The 20,068-nt window shown below is 55.4% G+C and carries 21 protein-coding genes, 2 tRNA genes and 4 pseudogenes; 14 read left to right on the forward strand and 13 right to left on the reverse strand.

Going from position 1 to position 20,068, the window contains the following annotated elements; genetic code table 11:
* Positions 1-519: 519 nt before the first annotated feature.
* The 8 genes and pseudogenes from PACILC2_RS09190 (at position 520) to PACILC2_RS09225 (ending at position 6,553) form a co-directional block, all read left to right on the forward strand.
* The gene (locus tag PACILC2_RS09190; protein WP_213528618.1) at positions 520-1,065 is read left to right on the forward strand and encodes a GNAT family N-acetyltransferase; all 546 of its coding nucleotides are present in this window, start codon (positions 520-522) and stop codon (positions 1,063-1,065) included.
* 85 nt (positions 1,066-1,150) lie between these two features.
* On the forward strand, positions 1,151-1,921 hold the full coding sequence (locus PACILC2_RS09195; RefSeq protein WP_213528619.1) for a DeoR/GlpR family DNA-binding transcription regulator: 771 nt from the start codon (positions 1,151-1,153) through the stop codon (positions 1,919-1,921).
* 325 nt (positions 1,922-2,246) lie between these two features.
* Positions 2,247-2,360 (forward strand): annotated as a pseudogene (locus PACILC2_RS26650) (NUDIX hydrolase); the annotation flags it as partial.
* 297 nt (positions 2,361-2,657) lie between these two features.
* Positions 2,658-3,332: an HAD family hydrolase gene (locus PACILC2_RS09205; protein ID WP_213528620.1), complete on the forward strand. Its 675-nt coding sequence runs from the start codon at positions 2,658-2,660 to the stop codon at positions 3,330-3,332.
* A 132-nt stretch (positions 3,333-3,464) separates the two neighbouring features.
* Positions 3,465-3,914 (forward strand): GyrI-like domain-containing protein, encoded by a 450-nt coding sequence (locus tag PACILC2_RS09210; protein WP_235593167.1) that lies wholly within the window; start codon positions 3,465-3,467, stop codon positions 3,912-3,914.
* A 50-nt stretch (positions 3,915-3,964) separates the two neighbouring features.
* Complete coding sequence (locus PACILC2_RS09215; RefSeq protein ID WP_213528621.1) at positions 3,965-4,777, forward strand: PhzF family phenazine biosynthesis protein; 813 nt, start codon at positions 3,965-3,967, stop codon at positions 4,775-4,777.
* 45 nt (positions 4,778-4,822) lie between these two features.
* Positions 4,823-5,077 carry a DUF2164 domain-containing protein gene (locus PACILC2_RS09220; protein ID WP_213528622.1) on the forward strand — a complete coding sequence of 85 codons (255 nt, stop codon included), beginning with the start codon at positions 4,823-4,825 and terminating at the stop codon, positions 5,075-5,077.
* Between the two features lie 348 nt (positions 5,078-5,425).
* Positions 5,426-6,553: pseudogene (locus PACILC2_RS09225) on the forward strand (glycosyltransferase family 4 protein).
* Positions 6,554-6,613: 60 nt separating this feature from the next.
* On the opposite strand, the gene PACILC2_RS09230 reads toward PACILC2_RS09225, so the two are convergent.
* Positions 6,614-7,672, reverse strand: a complete 1,059-nt coding sequence (locus tag PACILC2_RS09230; protein ID WP_213528623.1) for a YkvI family membrane protein — start codon at positions 7,670-7,672, stop codon at positions 6,614-6,616.
* A 156-nt stretch (positions 7,673-7,828) separates the two neighbouring features.
* Here PACILC2_RS09230 and PACILC2_RS09235 point away from each other — a divergent pair, with 156 nt between their 5' ends.
* From PACILC2_RS09235 to PACILC2_RS29280, 4 genes are all read left to right on the forward strand, one after another.
* Positions 7,829-8,398: a xanthine phosphoribosyltransferase gene (locus PACILC2_RS09235; RefSeq protein ID WP_062493427.1), complete on the forward strand. Its 570-nt coding sequence runs from the start codon at positions 7,829-7,831 to the stop codon at positions 8,396-8,398.
* 79 nt (positions 8,399-8,477) lie between these two features.
* Positions 8,478-8,798, forward strand: a complete 321-nt coding sequence (locus tag PACILC2_RS09240) for a hypothetical protein (protein WP_062493425.1) — start codon at positions 8,478-8,480, stop codon at positions 8,796-8,798.
* Positions 8,799-8,947: 149 nt separating this feature from the next.
* Complete coding sequence (locus PACILC2_RS09245) at positions 8,948-9,211, forward strand: hypothetical protein (RefSeq protein ID WP_244863375.1); 264 nt, start codon at positions 8,948-8,950, stop codon at positions 9,209-9,211.
* Positions 9,208-9,669 carry a TFIIB-type zinc ribbon-containing protein gene (locus tag PACILC2_RS29280; protein WP_372447090.1) on the forward strand — a complete coding sequence of 154 codons (462 nt, stop codon included), beginning with the start codon at positions 9,208-9,210 and terminating at the stop codon, positions 9,667-9,669. Before PACILC2_RS09245 ends, PACILC2_RS29280 begins: the two co-directional genes overlap by 4 nt.
* Positions 9,670-9,776: 107 nt before the next feature.
* Here PACILC2_RS29280 and PACILC2_RS09255 read toward each other — a convergent pair whose 3' ends face one another.
* From PACILC2_RS09255 to PACILC2_RS09295, 9 genes and pseudogenes are all read right to left on the reverse strand, one after another.
* Positions 9,777-10,322 carry a methylated-DNA--[protein]-cysteine S-methyltransferase gene (locus PACILC2_RS09255; RefSeq protein WP_213528624.1) on the reverse strand — a complete coding sequence of 182 codons (546 nt, stop codon included), beginning with the start codon at positions 10,320-10,322 and terminating at the stop codon, positions 9,777-9,779.
* A 16-nt stretch (positions 10,323-10,338) separates the two neighbouring features.
* A complete protein-coding gene (locus tag PACILC2_RS09260; protein WP_213528625.1) occupies positions 10,339-10,908 on the reverse strand; it encodes a bifunctional transcriptional activator/DNA repair enzyme AdaA in 570 nt (189 codons plus the stop codon).
* A 135-nt stretch (positions 10,909-11,043) separates the two neighbouring features.
* Positions 11,044-11,358 carry a PadR family transcriptional regulator gene (locus PACILC2_RS09265; protein WP_213528627.1) on the reverse strand — a complete coding sequence of 105 codons (315 nt, stop codon included), beginning with the start codon at positions 11,356-11,358 and terminating at the stop codon, positions 11,044-11,046.
* Positions 11,359-11,369: 11 nt separating this feature from the next.
* Entirely contained in the window at positions 11,370-12,047 is a 678-nt protein-coding gene (locus PACILC2_RS09270; protein ID WP_244863376.1) for an RDD family protein, read from the reverse strand.
* A complete protein-coding gene (locus PACILC2_RS29285) occupies positions 11,960-12,214 on the reverse strand; it encodes a DUF1700 domain-containing protein (RefSeq protein ID WP_213528629.1) in 255 nt (84 codons plus the stop codon). Before PACILC2_RS29285 ends, PACILC2_RS09270 begins: the two co-directional genes overlap by 88 nt.
* 150 nt (positions 12,215-12,364) lie before the next feature.
* Positions 12,365-12,451 (reverse strand) — tRNA-Leu (locus tag PACILC2_RS09280).
* Positions 12,452-12,561: 110 nt separating this feature from the next.
* Complete coding sequence (locus PACILC2_RS09285; protein ID WP_280515299.1) at positions 12,562-14,637, reverse strand: ABC transporter ATP-binding protein; 2,076 nt, start codon at positions 14,635-14,637, stop codon at positions 12,562-12,564.
* 11 nt (positions 14,638-14,648) lie between these two features.
* Positions 14,649-16,402, reverse strand: a pseudogene (locus PACILC2_RS09290) (ABC transporter ATP-binding protein).
* A gap of 496 nt (positions 16,403-16,898) precedes the next feature.
* Positions 16,899-16,985, reverse strand: a tRNA-Leu gene (locus PACILC2_RS09295).
* 193 nt (positions 16,986-17,178) lie between these two features.
* On the opposite strand from PACILC2_RS09295, the gene PACILC2_RS09300 reads away from it, so the two are divergent.
* Positions 17,179-18,012, forward strand: a complete 834-nt coding sequence (locus PACILC2_RS09300; RefSeq protein ID WP_244863377.1) for a divergent polysaccharide deacetylase family protein — start codon at positions 17,179-17,181, stop codon at positions 18,010-18,012.
* Here PACILC2_RS09300 and PACILC2_RS28540 read toward each other — a convergent pair.
* Together PACILC2_RS28540 and PACILC2_RS28545 are read right to left on the reverse strand one after the other, a co-directional pair.
* A complete protein-coding gene (locus PACILC2_RS28540; RefSeq protein WP_307860473.1) occupies positions 18,009-18,284 on the reverse strand; it encodes an N-acetylmuramoyl-L-alanine amidase family protein in 276 nt (91 codons plus the stop codon). The two genes, PACILC2_RS09300 and PACILC2_RS28540, sit on opposite strands and share 4 nt — an antisense overlap.
* 14 nt (positions 18,285-18,298) lie before the next feature.
* Positions 18,299-18,520 (reverse strand): annotated as a pseudogene (locus PACILC2_RS28545) (N-acetylmuramoyl-L-alanine amidase); the annotation flags it as partial.
* A 388-nt stretch (positions 18,521-18,908) separates the two neighbouring features.
* Between PACILC2_RS28545 and PACILC2_RS09310 the strand changes: the two are divergent.
* Positions 18,909-19,151 carry a YqzE family protein gene (locus tag PACILC2_RS09310; protein WP_062493407.1) on the forward strand — a complete coding sequence of 81 codons (243 nt, stop codon included), beginning with the start codon at positions 18,909-18,911 and terminating at the stop codon, positions 19,149-19,151.
* Here PACILC2_RS09310 and PACILC2_RS09315 read toward each other — a convergent pair.
* Positions 19,110-20,036, reverse strand: coding sequence for a hypothetical protein (locus PACILC2_RS09315; RefSeq protein WP_213528630.1), 927 nt, complete (start codon positions 20,034-20,036; stop codon positions 19,110-19,112). The two genes, PACILC2_RS09310 and PACILC2_RS09315, sit on opposite strands and share 42 nt — an antisense overlap.
* Positions 20,037-20,068: the final 32 nt, after the last annotated feature.

Here is a 20,068-nt window from a genome sequence, read left to right on the forward strand (position 1 = left end):
AAAGTGCAGGATTTTTGCCCCCGACAGATGTCTTTGGCTCAAATTACTGCGAAAGTGCAGGATTTTTTGATCACTTCCGCCTTACACGCCGCTTGGAGGCCGAAAATACTGTATTATCGCAGGAATTTGAGCGTTCGGGCTGTTAATAGTGGAAAAAATTGCACTTTTGCAATATTGGTTTTGAGCCGGGGAAAACTTATCGAATATCCCTCGCACACCAAGCTGACAAATGAGCCATGAACATGTGAGACAGCCACTTCGTTGGAGACATTCACTTGAGACAGCCACTTGAGACGGTCACTTGAGACAGTCACTTGAGACAGCCACTTGACACAGCCACTTGACACAGCCACTTGAGACAGTCACTTCGTTTTGCGGCATCGATGCGGCCAGGTTGTTAATCTTATAAATGATTTATGCTATTAAAGATAAATCGCTGTCGTCGCAACATTCGTCCCTGCTATAATGGAAGGAAGAATTTTAACGAAAAAGCATCATAGAGAAGGAAGGTTCGGTACCGTGATCATTCGAGATGCAAACGAGGAAGATATGCCCGCTATCCAGCGGATTTATGCCTGTCATGTGCGGCATGGACTGGCCACTTTCGAAGAGGTGCCGCCGGATGTGCCGGAGATGGCGGCCCGCCGCAAGCAAGTGCTCGGACTCGGCTTGCCGTTTCTCGTCGCCGAAATCGACGGCCGAATTGTCGGGTACAGCTATGCGTCATCGTTCCGGACGCGGTCGGCGTTTCGGTTTACGGTGGAGAATTCGGTCTATGTCGAGGACGGATGGGGCGGACGGGGAATCGGAAGCGAGCTGCTCCGCCATCTGATCGAACGTTGCGAGGCGGGGCCATGGCGCCAGATGATCGCCGTCATTGGGGACAGTGCGAACGAAGCCTCGATCGCGCTTCACAAGAAGCTCGGTTTTCGGACGATCGGCACGCTGACGAATGTTGGCTTCAAATTTGGCCGTTGGGTGGATACGGTTATGATGCAGCGCGAGCTCGGTGAAGGAGGCGGCACTTTGCCGCACGCTCCGGCGCCCGATCCGGGCCGGGTTTGAAATGTTCGTTTTGCAAATCGAATGTTCGTTTGTATACAATAAGAAAAAATAGTATTTTCTTTTATTGTAAAGCAGGGGGTTGAAAATGCTTGAACCGGACGCCTTCGAGTTGAATGCAAGGCAGCGTCTAATTCTGGAACGGCTGATGCTGGAGAAAGAAGTGAAAATATCCGAATTGAGCGAACGCTTCCGGGTGACGGAAATGACGATCAGGCGGGATCTGGAGAAACTGGAGGAAACCGGAACCGTGAAACGGACGTTCGGCGGTGCGATCCACATCGGTCAAGACCTGGCCTTGCAGGATCGGTCCGTTCTGAACATGGAGGCGAAACTGCGCATCGGCCGGAGCGCAGCGGCGTCGATTCGGCCGGGGGAGTCCATCTTCATCGACGGCGGTACGACGACGTTGCAAGTGGCCAAATGTTTGCCGCACGGGATGAAGATTACGGTCGTGACCAATGCGCTCAATATTGCGGCGGAGCTTCTGAACAAGCAGATTCCGACGGTCGTCACCGGGGGGATGCTGGTCGAAGCGACCAATTCGCTCGTCGGTCCGCTGGCGGCGCAATGTATAAATGACATGGCGTTCGACCGTGCGTTCCTCGGAACGACCGGCATCAGCGCAGGTCACGGCTTCAGCAATTCCAATCTGTACGAAGCGGAAGTGAAGCGGCTCGCGGCTAGCCGGTCGGCGGAAATGAACGTCGTGGCCGACAGTACGAAATTCGGCGTCCGGTCGCTCGCCTCTTTCGCGCCGCTTGCCGCCGCCAGCCGGATTTGGACGGACAGCATGCCGGAAGAGCCGCTGGCCGGCGCATGCGAGGAGGCGGGCGTCAGGATCGAGCTTGCGGAGTAGCAGGCCGGACGGTGATTCCATGCCCATCCGGCCGCTCCCGGCCGCATTCGCCGGTCCGGATCGGGCGCACCGCCGGGTAATAGCGCCGCCGTTCATTTCCCGGGGAACCGCAACGTACGCCACAACCGCCGCGCTTTCGACAGTATGCCGCTCAGATTTTCGACATTTTCTTTCAAGATGGTCGGTAAGTAAACGGATTTGGGGAGAGGGGATAACGATGAATCCGACATGGGACAGCGGGAAATATCCGGTGTTAAGCCGCGGCGTCGATTGGGGCCCCGTGCATGCGCGCCTCGTTCCGGTTGTGCAGGAAGAAGATTCGCCGATGGTCGGCAATGTGACGATCGTTCCGTTCGTCGGGGAGGCATGCGTTCTGATCCGTCTCACAAGCGGCCGCTGGGAATGCGTCGGCGGAACGTTGGAGCCGGGCGAGCGGTATATGGACGCACTGCGGCGGGAAGTGCGGGAAGAAATCGGCTCGGAGCTCGTAACTTTCCTCGTCGCCTCAGCCTTACCGGCCCCATCTTCCTCATCCGCGGTTCGTCCGGTGCGTCGGCTACGGCACCGTCAATCCGGTCGGCGAGCCGACCAACCCGCCGGATGGGGAGCAGGTGGCGGAAGTGGCGATTGTGCCTGTCAGCGAGGCGATCCGACGGTTCCGGGCCGACGGCCGCGAAGAACTGGCGGAGCTTTATCTGCTGGCCGACCATATTAAACGACTCGACCGGGGTGAGCGATGATGCAACGGAAGCTGGATGCGGTTTTGTTCGATCTGGATAATACGCTGCTGGACAGGGACCGAAGCTTCGACGTCTTTGCGGAAATGCTGGCCCGGCATTATTTTCCCGGGGAAACGCCCGAAAGGCACCGGTTCATCGCCGGGCAGCTCCGGGCTGCGGATATGGACGGGTACAAAGATAAGCACGAGCTGTTTCGCGAGCTGCCGGACATGCTGTCGTGGGCCGGAGCGCCGGCGGCCGACGAACTGTTCGCTTTCTATTCGCGGCACTATCCGGAGCAGGCGACGCTGATGGAAGCGGCCGAAGAGCTGCTGGATTATTGCGGGGAAAGATACAGGCTCGGCCTTATAACGAACGGGGGCAGCGACGTGCAAAATCGCAAAATCGATCGTCTCGGCATCCGGGCTCGGTTCGGTGCGGTTGTCGTGTCCGGGGATGTCGGCATCCGCAAACCCGATCCGGCGATTTTCCGGCTGGCGCTGTCCCTCCTGGATGTGCTGCCGGAACGCGCGCTATACATCGGCGATCATCCGCGCAACGACATGGCCGGCGCCTGCGAGGCAGGCCTGCATACGGTCTGGTTTGAGCGCAATCAGCCCTGGGACAACGCGATTTCGGCGGTGCCGCTTCGCAAAACGAAGAGTCTTCGGGAATTGATCGGTTGGTTGTAATTTGTTATGAATTGAAAAAATGTAGGAAAATCCGTTTTAAAATTGTGCCATTGGCGGACAATCGTGATAAACTGAGAAAGAAGCGCCATTCATGGCGTACATGCCTCGCGAACTGTACGAAGGGGGATAAGCATGTTGGATCTATGCACGATCGTGAACAAACCTGCTATAAACCTGGTCGGTATCAGTTACTGCGGGCCGTTCTCGACGCTTCCGGACGAGGCGATCCGTTTGCAGACCGAGTTTATCGCCCGAAAACACGAGCTCGGCTCCGCAATCAAGTCGCCCGCGCTCTACAGCCCATATTTCGGCAACGAGGTATTCGCCACCTATTGGGCCTGCTATGAAACGCGCCGTTTGGAAGTTGTCCCGCCGGGCATGGTGCAGTTTACCATCCCGGAGCATCGCTATGCGATGACTACTTGCACCAATAAACGAATCGGAGAAGCCTACGACCAGTTGTTCATATGGATGAAAGAGATGAAGCTGGAAAAGCTGGAGAATGCCGTTTCGATCGAAGTATTCTATATCGACGAGCATCTGGAAGAAGTGCCGGTTGAATTGTATATTCCAATCAAGTGATCGATGAAGAAGTCCGGGCCGTCCAAGCGGACGCCCGAAGGGGAGAAGTTATGAATAACGGTACGATTCATATTATCGATGCGTTTACCGCCGAGCCTTTCAAAGGAAACCCGGCGGCTGTTTGTTTTACGGAGAAGCCGCTTGACGACGAGCGAATGCAGCTTATTGCGGCGGAGATGAATTTGTCGGAGACGGCGTTTCTCGTTCCGGCAGGGGACCATTATTCGCTTCGCTGGTTTATGCCGAAAGCGGAAGTGGAGCTTTGCGGTCACGCGACGCTGGCCGCCGCCCACTTCCTGTGGGAAACCGGACAACTGGACGGCAAGGCGGCAGCGCGCTTCAGCACGTTGAGCGGCATGCTGACCGCCGTGCGGGACGGCAAGGGGATCATGCTCGATTTTCCTTCCGAACCGGTTACGCCGGACAAGGCGCCGGACGAATTGATCGAAGCGCTCGGCTTGATTCCGCGCTTTACGGGACGCAACCGGATGGATTATCTCATAGAGGTGGAAAGCGAGCGCGCGGTGCGCGAATTGAAGCCGGACAGCGCCCTGCTGAGTGCGCTGACGGCGCGGGGCGTCGTCGTGACAGCGCGGGCCGATGCGGGGGCCGGTTACGATTTCGTCTCCCGGGCGTTCTACCCGGCATTGGGCGTGCCCGAAGATCCCGTTACGGGTTCCGCCCATTGCGCGCTGACCCCTTATTGGTCCAAGCGGCTTAGGCGAACGGAGATGACCGCTTATCAGGCGTCGAGTCGCGGAGGATTTTTGCGCGTCATCGACGCGGGCGACAGAGTGAAGCTGATCGGGGAAGCGGTCACAGTGCTGAAAGGCGAGCTCGCGCTTGACGCGGGACGGAACTAGCCGCCCGCAAGTATTGCAGGGAATTGTCGGGAGGCGAATAACGGTATGGTATTCAAACTGCCCCGCGAAGAGAAAGAGGCGCTAATCGAGCGTATCAGGCTCTATTTTGAAGAAGAAAGGTCGGAGACGATCGGCCGGCTGGCTGCCGAGCAGCTGCTCGACTGGATGCTCGGCGAGATCGGTCCGTACGCGTACAACCAGGGTGTGGAAGACGCGCGCGTATTGATCGCGGAACGCAGCCAGTCGCTGGACGACGAGCTGTATGCGCTCAAGCGGATCAAGCCGGCGCAAAGGCGATAAGGCGGGCGCCGCTTGAAGGCGGCGTCTCGAACGAACGGCAACAGGGACGGCGGCGTAAGCGAACGACAAGTTGCCGGCAGCGGCGGGGGTACTTTTTCTCGCGGCAAAGTCTTATAATATATGAAGGAACGGGTTGCAGCACAGCGTTTGATTTCACGATAGCCAAGCCCGAAGCCCGGACTCAAGCTTATGAAGTGACTTTTCTTCGAAAAGTCTAAGCTTATGCTTACGAAGTGACTTTTCTTCGAAAAGTCTAAGCTTATGCTTACGATGTGACTTTTCTTCGAAAAGTCTAAGCTTATGCTTACGAAGTGACTTTGCTCCGCAAAGTCTTTAGGAGGTCAGCTTTTGAACATCCTGCAAGCGTTGTTTTTCCGCCGGAGCAGCCCGGCGGGGTGTCGTCCATGGTTCCGTACATCCGGGAGCGGTTCAATAAGGCAGGCTGGAAGATGGATTTGTTCTCTTTGCCCAAGCGGGTCAGAGGAAAAGGGCATGAGGAAATTGCATTCGAAACGTTCGATGCGGCCGCTTTTGCCGGTGATCCGGTCGTCGACAAATATATGCAGACGTTTCGCGACTATTTGTGGTGGACACGGCTGCGTATCCAGCAAAATTACGACCTCATTCATGCCCATCATCCGATCGCCGCGCTATCCATGAAACGGCTTTTTCCCGATACGCCGCTGGCGGTGACGATCCACTCCAGCTACGAACGCGAGCTGATTTTGAACGGCAAAATCCGCGAAGGCGATGCCGCGCACCGGTTTTGACGTCGCTCTATGGCGAGCTGGAGGCGAAGGCCGACCGGCTGCTGACCGTTTCCCATTCGTTCCGCTCGTACCTGGCTCCTTACGTACAGGATGCTGAGCGCATTCAGGTCATCCCGAACGGCTTCGACGAAAGACGGTTCAAGCCGGTTGCGCATGAGAACGAAGTGCCGCAGCTCATTACCGTTTGCCGTCTCGTTCCCGCCAAAGGGCTCGACGTTTTGCTGCATGCCTGCGCCAAGCTGAAGAGCCAGGGGCATCCGTTCATGCTCCATATTATCGGCGACGGACCGATTCGCAAAGAGTTGGAGCAGCTCGCGGTGTCGCTCGGTCTGTACGATGATATTATTTTTACGGTTATATGCTGCACCCCGAACAATTCATGCCGTTCTTCGATATATTCGTGCTTCCTTCCCGGGCGGAAGCGTTCGGTTCGGTATTTGCCGAGGCGGCGCTTTGTTGGCTGGCGCTCGTCGGAACGAATGTCGGGGGGATAGCGGAGCAAATTACGGATGGCGAGAACGGACTGCTCGTTCCGCCCGACGATCCCGACGCGTTATGCGAAGCGCTGGTGAAGGTCGTTACCGATCCGGCCTTCCGCTATAATCTGGCGCGCTCGGCATGGGAAAGAGCGAAGAAAGAATATTCGCTGCAACGCGTTATTAACCAGCTGAAGCAGGTGTACGCGGAGATGAAGCCCGATTCCTGACACCGGGTTTTCCGGACCCATTCGTTTGCCAGACCGCTTCCAGGGGCGTCTCTTGGGCGACTAGTTGCGCCCGGTAGGCGTCCCTTTCGCTTCCGTCCGTTGCCGGATGATCAAGGCAAGCCACCCGAGGCTGAAGAGGCCGAACAGCGGATAGAGGGTGGACAATAGAGGCTCGAAGCCGATCCGGCTGGCAAAAAAGCAGATCAGGAGAATGATCGCCGTCAGCAAGTTGCGCGGCCATTTCAGCCGTTCCTGCAGCTGCAGTGACAGGCCGTAGATGTCGGCGATCAAGGTCGTGAAAATTTCCGCGAAGATCAAAGCGGTATAAATCCATTGCAAGCCCTGGCCCAGCCCGCGGGCAATGCCGCCCATCGGGATGGCGAATTGCTGAACGCCGGGCATATGCATCGACAAGGCGATATGGCCGGCCAGCAGCATAAAGCCGATCCCGATTCCGCCAATCCAGGCCCCCGCCACAATCGTCTTCCGGTCGCCGATCTGGGCGCCGAGCGGCACGAGAACGGCTTGAGACATCGACAAGTTGAAGGCGGCGTACAGAAAAGGCGCAGCCCAGGCGGCCCACGGCGACAGATCGGTCTTGATCGTCAACCATCGGCTCGAGCCGGGGGATGCGATTGCGTCGGCCAGGACGATCACGGTAAACAGCAGCATAAGCGGTACGACAATGGTGTTGACGGTCAGTATCGATTTCATGCCTTTGCGCAGCAGCACATAACAGCCGGCTATCGTAATGAGCAGTCCAGAGACATACGAGATGTTCCAATGCTCGTAAAAGATCGATCCGGCTCCCGCCATCATGACGGCAATGACCCCGAGCAGAATGACCATCATAAAAAGGCTGACGAGGCGGCCGGCCCGCTCGCCGAACAGCGCTTTGTTCAAATCCTCGTAAGACTTGGCCTGAATTTCTCCCGCGAGCACCATCATTTTGGTGCCGAGCCAGATAAACAGCAGCGTCGCCACCGCAATGGTGAACGTCCCCCAATGTCCGAAACGGGTGAAAAACTGCAAAATTTCCTGCCCTGTCGCAAACCCGGCGCCGACGATCGTGCCGATATAGGTAAATGCGATTTGCAATACTTTGCCCGTCCTTTTCATTTCCCGCCCCCGCTTTCGAAAGCCTTGTACTATACAAGGTATGTCCGTGAATGGACGGGCATGACAAGCCGGCATTTTCGGGCTTCTGCTCCGCGCTTGCGAAAGTTCCGCCGGCTGTGGTAATGTAACGAATAAGATTTTGTGTGGAGGGGTCATATGGAGACGCTCAAGAAGAGAATTTTACAGGAGGCGTCGGTCATCAGCAGCGATGTGTTGAGACTGGATGCGCTGCTGAATCATCAGGTCGATCCGGTATTGACGACGGAGATGGGGCAGCAATTTGCCCGGCTTTATGAGGGGGAGAAGATCACGAAGGTTGTCACGCTGGAATCGTCCGGCATTCCGATCGCCTTCGCGACCGCTCAGGCGCTTGGCGTTCCGCTGCTGTTCGCGCGCCGGAAGAAGACGCTCATCGCCGATCCGGAATCGTATTGCGAACGGGTACCCTCTTTTACGCAAGGCATCGTGACCGACATTATGGTGTCCAAAAAGTTTCTTCACGATGGGGACCGGGTATTGTTCATTGACGACATCATTGCGAACGGAGACGCGGCCCGGGGGCTCATTAAAATTATTAAACGCTCCGGCGCTGAGCTGGCAGGAATCGGGGTCGTCATCGAAAAGACGTTCCAATCCGGCGCGAGAACATTGCGCGAACAAGGAATCCGAGTCGATTCGCTGGTCAAAATCGCCTCGCTCGACAACGGAACCATCACGTTTGCCTGAACGGGCGGCGGCTGATCGATCTTTCGCTGCCGGATCATTTCCTTTATAATATAAAGTAAGCAGAGGGGAGGCGCACAAAATGGCTATTGCAAACCGCGAGTTTTTTGAGTCCAAACTGTCGGATGCCAAAATTCACTTCGAGCGTGCGCTGGATTGCAAGCACACCGAATTCGACGATTTGTACCCTTATATGATCGAGCATCCGCAGTTCTTCTGGTATAAGCGTTACGTAGCCTGGTCCGAGCTGCTGACGGTCGTCAAGCTTTGCGAAGAGCTTGGCATCGAATGGCGGCACCAGTTTACGGACAAGCAGGCGGAGTATGTTTCGAATCGCGTCATGTCTTCCCGCGTGCTGGACGAATGGTATGAAACGAACGACACGAAGGAGCATGTCGGCTGATTCGCGCACAGACTCCCAAAATGCAACACTTCGACCATGCTGCCGCTGACCGGCAGCGTAAATCGCGACAGTCCCCCATATCGCAAGCGTCAGGCGCGATGTGGGGGCCTTTTGCCAATGGGGACGCATTTACAATATGGAGGAAGAGCATGGTTAGCGAAGAGCAGTTGGATCGGTTCAGGCAAAGCGGCGAAACGGTTCGGGTCGTTCGGGACGGCATCGAGAGCAACGATGTGCTCGGCATCGTGGTGGCCTGGGACGACGAGTCGGTCGTGATCCGCAAACCAAACCGCCGTGTCGTCAAAGTGAGCAGACGCTACATTTATCAGCCGGCTTCCGAAAACGGGCGAATCCTTTTGACGAATGAGCCGTATAAGGAAAGAGGGCATGAAAGCGAGGAGGGATTGCGATGAAATGTCCGGTTTGTGAAGATGTGCGCATGCGCGAAGTCGAGAAAAACGGCGTCATGATCGACGTATGCCCGGATTGCAAGGGCGTGTGGCTGGACCGGGGAGAGCTGGACAAGCTGATGCGTGGCGTGCACGAGCTGCAGGAAGAGATCGGGCGAATGGAGCAGGAGCCGTACGATCGGCCTCCGCAAGCGGCTCCGGGAGCGGCGCCACACGCTCCGTACGGCGGTCCGCCCCCAGGCTACGGCCCCCAGCAGGGGTATGGGACGCCCCAGCAAGGATACGGTTACGATCAACGCGGCCATTACGGACACGGCAAATCGAAATACGACAAGCACGGTTATCCGTATAAAAAGAAAAAAGCGTGCTCGATGTCCTCGGCGATCTGTTCGACTAGAGAAAAAAACGCGAGAAGCCTTGTCAAATCAAGGCGTTTCGCGGTTTTTTCATGTTTGGCCTAGGAGGAGACGAACCGATCGATTCAAATGGCTCACAAGTATAGGGAGGCGATAGAACCTAACCGATCTCGGCTTGTCCGTAATCAAAATGCCTTGTTCGTATGGGCTTATTAGGCATGAAGAAGCTGTCCCTCTCCGCGCGAACCGGTCCGTTCCAGTTCCAGCAATTTTGTTTTCATGTCCAGGCCGCCCCGGTAACCGGTAAGCGCTCCGTTTTTGCCGATGACGCGATGACAAGGTACGGTAATTAAAACGGGGTTTGCCCCGATTGCGGCGCCTACTGCGCGAACCGAAGCCGGTTTCTGAATGTGCAGCGCGATATCGGAATAAGATCGGGTTTGTCCGTACGGAATCTGGCGAAGTGCGTTCCATACCGCTTCTTGAAAGGGAGTTCCCCGTAAAACAACGGGAAACGAAAAGGATTGGCGTGTTGCTTGCAAATATTCGACGATCTCAGTCGAGTAGGGACGCAGCGATTCGTCATCCCGAACCAGCGTTCTGCCTGGATAACGGGAGGATGCCCAATCTTTCAGTTCCTCGAACGGCTGGTTATTTGAACCGACGAAGCAAAGCCCGCCTTCCGTCATGGCGAGATGCAGCTTCCATTCCTCATGAGCAAGTAACGACCAGTAAATGAATCCGTTGTCCGGTGCCATTCATTCATCGCCTCCTTTACAGGTTAGCGTGCTGCTTATGCCATTTGCGGTAGCTTTCCGGGGTATAGCCGGTCATTTTTTTGAACAGCGTAATAAAGTAGGGCGTATTCGGCAAACCTACGCATTCGCCGACTTCTGCGACCGTTTTATCGGTGCGTCTCAACAAGTCCTTGGCGTTATCGATGCGGAATTGTTGAATGAAGGCTGCGGGCGTCATTCCTTTCACCTTTTTGAATGTACGGTGCAGGTGATACGGCGTACCGTGGCAAATGTTTGCAAGATGTTCCAGCTTTAAATTTTCGCCATAGTTCCGTTCGATGTACTCCGTTACGACGGCAATCCATTCTTCATCCGGCAATCGCTGTCCTGTCGGTTTGCACCGTTTGCAAGGGCGAAATCGGGTTAGCGCTTGTTCGGCCGAATAATAAATGCCGATGTTTTCTCTTTTCGGCGGTTTCGATTTGCAGGACGGATAACAGAAAATGCCTGTCGATTTGACAGCATAATAAAATTGGCCGTTGTAAGAAGCGTCATTATTGAGGATCGCTTGCCACTGCTCGTCTGTTGCAGGTGCGGGCTCTTGCATATTCGTTCGCCTCCGATAACAAGTATACCCCCTGCAGGCCGATTATGCGCGCATTTTGGAATGAAAAAGCAAGATAACGAAATCGATGAATCATTTTGCCGGATATTCGCTTCGGGAACATGGCGGCATTTTGCTTCATACCCGGATTCCGATGGCGGCAACGTTTTCGACCAGTTCCTTCCACTCCCGGATCATCCGGTTCAAATATGCCTGACCTTCTTCCGTCAGATGATAATATTTTCGGGCCGGGCCGTTCGGAGACTCGATTTTCGTTATGCTGGCATATCCGCTGGCATTCAGCCGACGCAATATGGTGTAGATCGTCCCTTCGTAAACATCCGGGAACGATAGCCGGACCGATTTCATCAATTCATAGCCGTATAACGGTTCGTCCTTGAGCTTGTACAAAATGCACATTTCCAATACGCCTTTTTTCAGTTGAGCGTCCATACCATGTACCTCTACTTATCCGCCACGACGGTATCCGACAACATATCGTGCAACGTTTTGCGGTCGCGGGTAAATATCATCGTGAACAGCGAAATCAAAGGGATGACGGGAATGGAGTTCATCAAGATTTTGCCGACAACCTCCCGGACAATGATCGTGCCGCTCTTGACCGAATCCGTATCGGATTTTCGCACATAAATGTTCATGACTTTCTTGCCGACAGTCTGACCTTTCAACCATAATGTGCAAACGAAAGCGTACAACAAGTAAAAACCGATGCATACCGCAGCTATGAAACTGAGGGCGGGATTGATCGGATCCCGGGTGCTGTCGACAGGGGAAGGGCGGTTATCGATGACGGCTGACGGCGATCCGGTTCGATCGTTCCGGTCGGAACCGACATGCTGCTTCATTGGCGCCGGGCTTTCCGTCAGTTCGATTACATCTATTGAGGTCGATGTGTATACCGGGTAGCTCGAGTAAATGACAGTTCCGATCAGCGGTGACGGATAGGATACGGACAAAAGCGGAGTGACGGCGAACAGCTTCCCTACGAAGAAAGCGAGAACAAGAACGGGAACGACGGCGATGACGGAGTCGATCAGAAACGCGAACAACCGTTTCTCGGGAACGGCAATACGCTTATCCGGCTGATCTTTTTCTCTTCCTTCGAGCAACGATTTCGCCAAAATGCAGGAGGGCCCAATTCGTCGGAAATTTGCTCTTCCGTTTTGCCATCCTCCATTCCGGCGTGGAAGAAGCTTTCGTAATCGGATAAAATGTCTTCCAATTCGTCGGGGGATATTTTCGTTTCCAAATGTTCTTTCAATATGGCCAGATAGTCTGATTTCTTCATAGCGGCCTCCTGTACTAATTATTGATTAGTAGTTGATTGTAGCGTAACACACTACTATTCCATGATCAATAGCGATTTTTTTCGCCTGGGCAAACAAAAAAGCTCGTAAATCGCCGCAAGGACAATTTTACGAGCAGTTCATTGTGAATATGGTGCGGTCGAGAGGACTTGAACCTCCACGGCTGTTACACCACTAGAACCTGAATCTAGCGCGTCTGCCAATTCCGCCACGACCGCAGATGACTCGCTTCCGTGTGGGAAGTAATGATGTCAACAAAAATAATATATCACAAATAAAAGTAGCGAGTCAAGCATTAATTTGAATAAATAATTTCTTTTTGCCGTCATCAAACGGTCGACGCCAGTTCGCCTTGCTGGATTTGATACATCTGATAGTACTTGCCGCGCCGTTTCATCAGCGTGTCGTGATCGCCGCGCTCGACAATTTCGCCCCGGTCCAGCACCAAGATCAGATCGGCGCTCTTGATGGTCGACAGCCGGTGGGCGATGACGAACGTCGTGCGGCCTTTTTTGACCACTTCAAGCGCGTTCTGAATGACCGCTTCCGTCTCTGTATCGATATTCGAGGTCGCTTCATCAAGAATGAGAATGGCCGGGTCGAACGCCAGCGCGCGGGCGAACGAGATCAGCTGCCGCTGACCGGCGGACAGCGTTCCGCCTTTCTCGATAACCGGCTCGTCGATTCCTTTGGGAAGCTGGCCGAGCAGCCGGTCCGCGCCTACATCACGCAGCGCTTTCTCCACCTGTTCCCGGGAGATCGAAGGGTCGTTCAGCGAGACGTTGGACGCAATCGTCCCCGTGAACAAGAACGGGTCCTGCAGCACGATGCCCATATGCCGGCGCATCGTCTGCCGCGGCATGTCGCGGATGTCGACGCCGTCGATCTTGATGCTGCCGCTTTCGACGTCGTAGAAACGGAAGAGCAGGTTGAGGATGGAGCTCTTGCCAGAGCCCGTATGACCGACCAGCGCAACCGTCTGACCTTGCTTCGCTTCGAACGAAATGCCTTTCAGCACATATTCGTCCTCTTTGTATGCGAACCAGACGTTTTCGAATTTCACGTTGCCTTTATAGCGCGCCATTACCTGATCGGATACGTCTTCACCCGGTTCGTCCATCAGCACGAATACACGCTCCGCGGATACCAGCGCCGTCTCCAGATTGGGCAGCTGATTCACGATGCCGACAATCGGGTTGAACAGACGGTTCAAATAATCGACGAACGCGTACAGCACGCCAAGCGTCACGGCATCTTGCGGCCCGCTTATCGAAACGCCTCCGAAATACCAGATCAAGGAGACAAATGCGATATTCCGGATGACGCCGACCAGATTGTGGCCGGTCAGCGCATTCAGACTAAGCAGCCGGTTTTTGAAGTCGAACAGCTTGTTGTTGAACGTCTCGAGCTCCTCTTCCATCATCCGTTCCTTGCGGAAAGCTTTAATGACCGGGATGCCCTGAATCGACTCGTTGATTCTGCCGTTAATTTCGCTGATCGTCGAGCGAATGGTATGGTTGTACCGTTTGGCGGCTTTGCCGTAAATATAGATCCAGACGGCCAATACCGGGATAATGAACAGGCATATGGCCGCGAGCCGGACATCGAGGATGAACAAAGCCGCAAATATCCCCGCCATATAGACCGTACCCGTAAAAAAGTTCGCCAATACCGTCACGTACAGCTCGCGAATCGTTTCCGTATCGTTCGTAATCCGCGAGACGACCTTTCCGGCCGGAAGATTGTCGAAATAGCGGATCGGCAGCCGGTTCATCTGGCCGAAAACATCGATGCGCAATTTGCGGATAATGCGGTTGGCCGCCGCCTGCAAATAGTACCGCTGTCCGTAGGAAAATACCGCCGAAACGAGAATCAGCCCGAAATAAATCCAGCACAGACGGAGAATGCCGCTGAGCTCGGGAAGAAAGAAGCGCAGCAGCTCTTGCCGGCTTAATTTCTGCGCGGGGTAGACCGCCGTCTCCGCGCCTGCCGCGATAGCGACGCTGCCGTCGTCCGTTACGCTCCGCGCCCCGTCGGCCGCGATGGGCTGCCCGATAAAATAATAATCGCGTCCCACCTGCAGAATCCGAGCTTCAGGGCCGCGGCGTTCGCCGTCGGCAAAGCGGTCTTCCCTTTTGTACAGGGCGCCGTCATACGCTACCGCGTAGGCTCCCGCCGATTCCGTCTGATACCACCGGCGCTCGATGCCCGATATATGCTCGTCGATCAGCCGTTTCGCCACCAGCGGCCCGACCAGGTCGGTGCCGACGGCGACGGTCAGCATGAACAACGCAATAAACAGCTGCGTTCGAAAATGCAGCGCGTATTTGACCAGGCGCATGACCGTCTTGCCTTTGCCGATTGTCGTACGGTCGGCGTCCAGGTCATAATGTTCCATTTCCATGCTCATTCATGTCACCCGCTTTCGGATTTCGCTTCCACCTGCTGCCGTTCGAACTGTTCCTTGTACCAGCCGCCCAGCCGCATCAATTCATCGTGCGTTCCCCTTTCGACAATTCGGCCGTCTTCCAGCACGATGATCAGGTCGGCGTGCTGAATAGCGGAAAGCCGGTGGGTTGCGATCAACGTCGTTTTGCCTGCCCGGGTCGACCGGATATTCGCGATAATTTCCGCCTCGGTTCTGGCATCCACAGCGGATAGCGCGTCGTCCAGTATGAGAATGTCCGGATTGGCGATTAGCGATCTTGCGATTGAGACGCGCTGCTTCTGGCCTCCCGACAACGCTACGCCTTTCTCGCCGACCAACGTTTCCAGCCCGTTCGGCAGAAACGCAAGATCTTTTTGAACGCCGACATGGCCAGCGCATGATCCAGTTCGTTGTCCGTCGCATCGGAGGAACCGAACAAAATATTGCTTTTCACCGTCCGGGAGAACAAAAACTGCTCCTGCGGCACATATCCGTACCACGATTTCAGCCGATCCATATCGATCCGCTCGATGGGCACGCCGGAAATGGTGATCGAGCCCTGGCCGGGCGGATACTCACGCAGCAGCTGCTTGATCAGTGTCGATTTGCCGCTGCCGGTCCGTCCCGCAATGCCGAGCGTCTGTCCCGGTTCCAGCACGAACGACACGTCTGTCAAATTGTCGGCGGATGAGGAGGGATAGCGGAACGTCACGTTCCGGAATTCGATCCTGCCCGGCCGTTCCACCGGCTCGGTATTCTCACGCTCAGGCTCGGGCACATCCGGCTTGTATCCGAGCGTTTCGTAGACCCGGTCGAGCGAAGCGTTGCCCCGCTGCATGATGTTGATTAATTCGCCGACGGCGAACATTGGCCAGATCAGCATTCCGAGGTAGACGTTAAAGGCGACCAGTGCGCCGATCGTCAACTCATTGTGAAACACCAGATACGCGCCGTAACCGAGGCCGATCAAGTAACTGACGCCGACCAGCACTTTGATCGTCGGTTCGAATAGCGCATCGATGCGAACGACGGCCAGATTTTTGTGCAGCACGTTTTGCGTGACGTCGGCGAACTGCTTCTCCGCAGCCCGTTCCTGGGTGAAAGCGCGAATGACCCGGATGCCCGAGACCGTCTCCAGCACGCCGTCGTTCATTTCGCCAAACGCATCTTGCGCTTCCGTGAAGCGCTTGTGAATCCATTTGCCGTAAATACTGACCAGAATGGCCATAATAGGCAGCGGCAGGATGGCCGCCAGCGTCAGCTTCCATGAGACCAGCACGGTCATCGTCACCAGCAGCGTCGCCATCCACAGCGTCGAATCGAGCAGCGTCAGAATGCCGAATCCGGCCGTCATCGATACGGCCTGCAGATCGTTCGTCGCCCGGGCCATCAAGTCGCCCGTCCGGTTCTTCTCATAGAAAGTCGGCGTCATCTTCAGAAAATGGCGCATAAGCCGCGAACGCAGCATCCGTTCCACCACGAACGAACCGCCGAACAATTTATATATCCATATATAGGAAATGATGTACACACCGATCGTAATGCCCGCCAGCTGCAGCAGCGTTACGGTAATCTTCTCCCATGTCATATCGTTCAGCTGAATGGCGTCAATCGAACGGCCGACAAGCATCGGGGGAATGATCTCCAATATTCCCGCAATCGTAAGCAGCGGAATGGCGATCGCGTACCGTTTCCACTCCAGTCTGAAAAACCAGCCGAGTTTTTGCATTACCGAAATCATCAGAAACTCTCCTCTCTCGAATTGCGACAACGGTTCGGCAGGGGCGTTTTGCGAACAAAAAAACACACCGCCCGGAAGCGATGTGCTTTGCTCTGCATAGCAAAAGCGCATGCCACGGTGAACCGTGACATGCGCCTGAATACTCGTTCGGAGTTTACGCGAAACGAACAGCGGTCGCGTTATCCTCTGTTCGAATCCGATAGATCCGGAGTCAGGGCCGTCACGTTAGGGAGTATGAAATTGCGGGCCGAGTCGTGAAGATGCCCTAATGAAATAAATACGTTGATCGCTTTCATGACAGTCCTGCTCCTTTCCGTTAAAGTCAAATGGATATAAATGCAAGTTACCACAGTATCTTCAATCGTGTCAATTGTTTTTTTCGATTTGGCATAAACGGTTTTGAATCTCTGCAACTAAAAAACCTTCAACCATGAGTGTCCGGTCAAGCGGAGCGAATCAGGTTGAAGGCTTGTTCGTCATCGTCTGGGATGCAATATGGTGCGGTCGAGAGGACTTGAACCTCCACGGTATTGCTACCACTAGAACCTGAATCTAGCGCGTCTGCCAATTCCGCCACGACCGCATATCGTATCGCAATCACGATAGTTATCTTAGCATGCGCTCCGGCGGGCCGTCAAGCGACGGGACGAAGTTCTAATTTTCAGTCAATATTTGCCGTTCTGTTGGCGGATTTCTCCTTGCTGCGGCTACATATTTTACCCGTCTGACACAAAGAATGAGGAGGAAAACAAGGTACCGAAAGGAGCTATGGCAGGATGAAACGGAAAGCGCAAAAATGGGGAAAAGCAACGATTATGGCGGCATGCGCCGCCTTCATGCTCTTCGCCGCTGTTTTCCCGGCCGATGCGGCGCCAGCCGGCGTCAAAACCGGCAAGGAAACCGGCGTCCGCAAACGGATCGCTCTTGTGATCGACGATTTCGGAAACGGGATGTCCGGGACGAAGGAAATGATGGCACTGCCGGTCAAATTCACGGTCGCCGTCATGCCGTTTATGCCCACCTCGAAGGCGGATGCGGAGGAGGCTCACCGGCTCGGACACGATGTGATCGTCCATATGCCGATGGAGCCGGTGCGGGGAAAGAAGGAGTGGCTCGGACCGGGCGCCATTACGACGGATCTTGACGACAGCGAAATCCGCAAGCGGGTGGAAGCGGCGATCGATCATATTCCGTATGCGATCGGTATGAATAATCATATGGGCTCGAAAGCGACGGCCGACGAACGCGTCATGCGCATCGTTCTGACGGTGTGCAAGGAGCGGGGGCTCATCTTTCTCGACAGCCGGACGACGGAACATTCGGTCATTCCGAAGCTGGCGGCCGAAATCGGGGTGCCTTATGCCGTCAACAACGTCTTTCTTGACAATTCGTATAAGCCGGCCTATATCGCCAAACAGGTTAACGTGCTGAGCCGGCAGCTGCAATCCCGGAGCGATTGCGTCGTCATCGGTCATGTCGGCCCTCCGGGACTTTACACATCTAAGGTCCTGCGCAGCTCGTTGCCGGCATTGCAGCGGACAGCCGATTTCGTCAAGCTGCCCGACATCGTGCGCGGACTTCCGGCTTTCCCCGAAGGATTGCGTCTTTAGTCCTGTTTGGCGGCCCGCTCGCGATACTGGCGAATGCCGGAGACGATCGCCTGAGCGATCGCCGTTTGCTGCTGCGGGTCGGTGAGCATGGCGCGGTCTTCGGCATTGGTGATGAAGCCCATCTCCACGATGACGGCCGGACGCTTGACGCTGTTAAGCAGGTAGAACGGCTTGCCGAGCTTCGGCTTCGCACGCGTGCCCTGCTGCCGATTGAGCGCCTCCTGAATGCATGTTGCAAGCTTGACGCTTTCCTCATTGTCCTGGTGAAGCACGAGCGGACCGCGTTTACTTTTTTTCTGGCGGCATTTACGTGCAGGCTGACGAGTATTTGCACTTTGATTTCATCCGTAAGCTGTCTTCTTTGGCTCAGATCGCGCCGGTGCCGCGAGCGGCTCGCATGCCAGCGGTTGTCGTCGCTCAAGGCGTAATCGCCGGTCCGATTCAGCACGGTCGGAATGCCTTCGCTGTTAAGAAGCAGGTAAACCTTTTTGGCGATCGCGAGATTGATGTTTTTTCCAGCACGCCGCCGTAAGAAGCCCCGCCGTCAATTCCGCCGTGTCCGGCGTCCAGCAGTACTTCGGCCGTCGGAAGCGCCCGTTTATAGGAGGGGGGATCGGAAGCATAGGCCGGATGAACGGACAGGGCGGCAATCATCTGAACGATCAACACTGCGCTAACGCATGCAAGGAACCGGCGAAAAGAGGAACGATTCGTCATGTGTCGCATCGATAATGTCATAACCTCCTGTGAAGGACCGGGATCGTTTTCTAAATATTGTGCGCAGCGGCAGGGAAGTCCATACGTGCGAGAGTTTGTTCGTTTGGAGAAGGCGCCGGGCGGGCACAATAGAATTATGGGAAACGGGAAATTTACGAAGGAAAAGGGAGGCATTAACGATGGCGGATGCAGACGAGTATATCAAATATATAACGGAACGATTCGTGCAATATATCGAAACGCCCAAGGAAGAAAGACGCCGGAGCCGGTCCGAAGCCAGGTCGGCAAGAGGGCCGTGGCATGTGCGCTGGTTCGGAATGGCGCCGGCATCGATCGCGATGTGGTGGAACAATCGGCGTTGGCGTTCGTTCAAAGACAAATTATCGGTAAAATTCCCCTTCAGACAGAAGCAGGTCAAATAAGACGTTTCGCGTTCCTTCGCCTTCAAGCGTAATGTAAGTATGTTCGGTCGTGCCGTCGGACCATTGGTCGTAACCGGCGACAGCCCATACGAAGCGGGTCGTATTCCGGTACAGCTCTGCGGTGTACCGGATTTCCGCGCGCTTGTCCAGCATTGCGGGCAGCAGATGCCGTTCGCTTGCCGCCAGCGGCGATCCGGTCAGCCAGGGCATCCGGTCGTACCTTTCGAAAGAAGCGTTGCGGCGGACGGACACCTCCCAGGCCGGTCGGGGCTTGTCGATGGCGGTATCTTTTACCGTTTCGATCGACGCCGTTTCGATCGACGCTGCGGCGGAAACGCCGTTCGGCTCGCCCGCTTCGCTCACGGCTTCGCCCAGCAGCTTGTCGTCGATCGGCAGCGTTTCCCCGCTCATCGCATCGGCGTACAGAACGGCGCCATCCGGCTTCGTAATATGCCAGACCGCCAGCAAAGGATGATAATAAAGCGGTACGGCCTTATAGCGGCCGATTCCTTCCTTGCTCATTCCGTGTCGAAGAACAGCGGAATCGAACAGCGGATGGGGGCCGGAGCCGTACTCGACAAGACGGTACGGTTCCGCTTCGCGGTCCGTCGCTTCCACAATCAGATAGCCGGCAATTGCCGGACCGTTCTTGACGGTTACGTACCAGCTGTGCGTGCCGGGACCGAGCGGCGAGATGCTATAAGCGGCCGATTTCCACAATTCGTAGCCGCTTTCGGCGGACAAAGCCTCGATCCATTGGCTTACCTGTTCATGCAGCGTTGCCGGTCTGGCCGCGCTTGCGGCCGGCGGCATCAATCCTGCGGCGGCGAGAAAGATAAGGGCGGCCGCATAGGCGGGCACCCATTTGCGCATCGTTTGACTCAAGGCTCGTTCATCCTCCCGTTTTTCGTCGTGAC

Origin of the sequence: Paenibacillus cisolokensis (assembly GCF_018403665.1) — a bacterium.
Classification (GTDB): Bacteria; Bacillota; Bacilli; order Paenibacillales; family Paenibacillaceae; genus Paenibacillus_AH; species Paenibacillus_AH cisolokensis.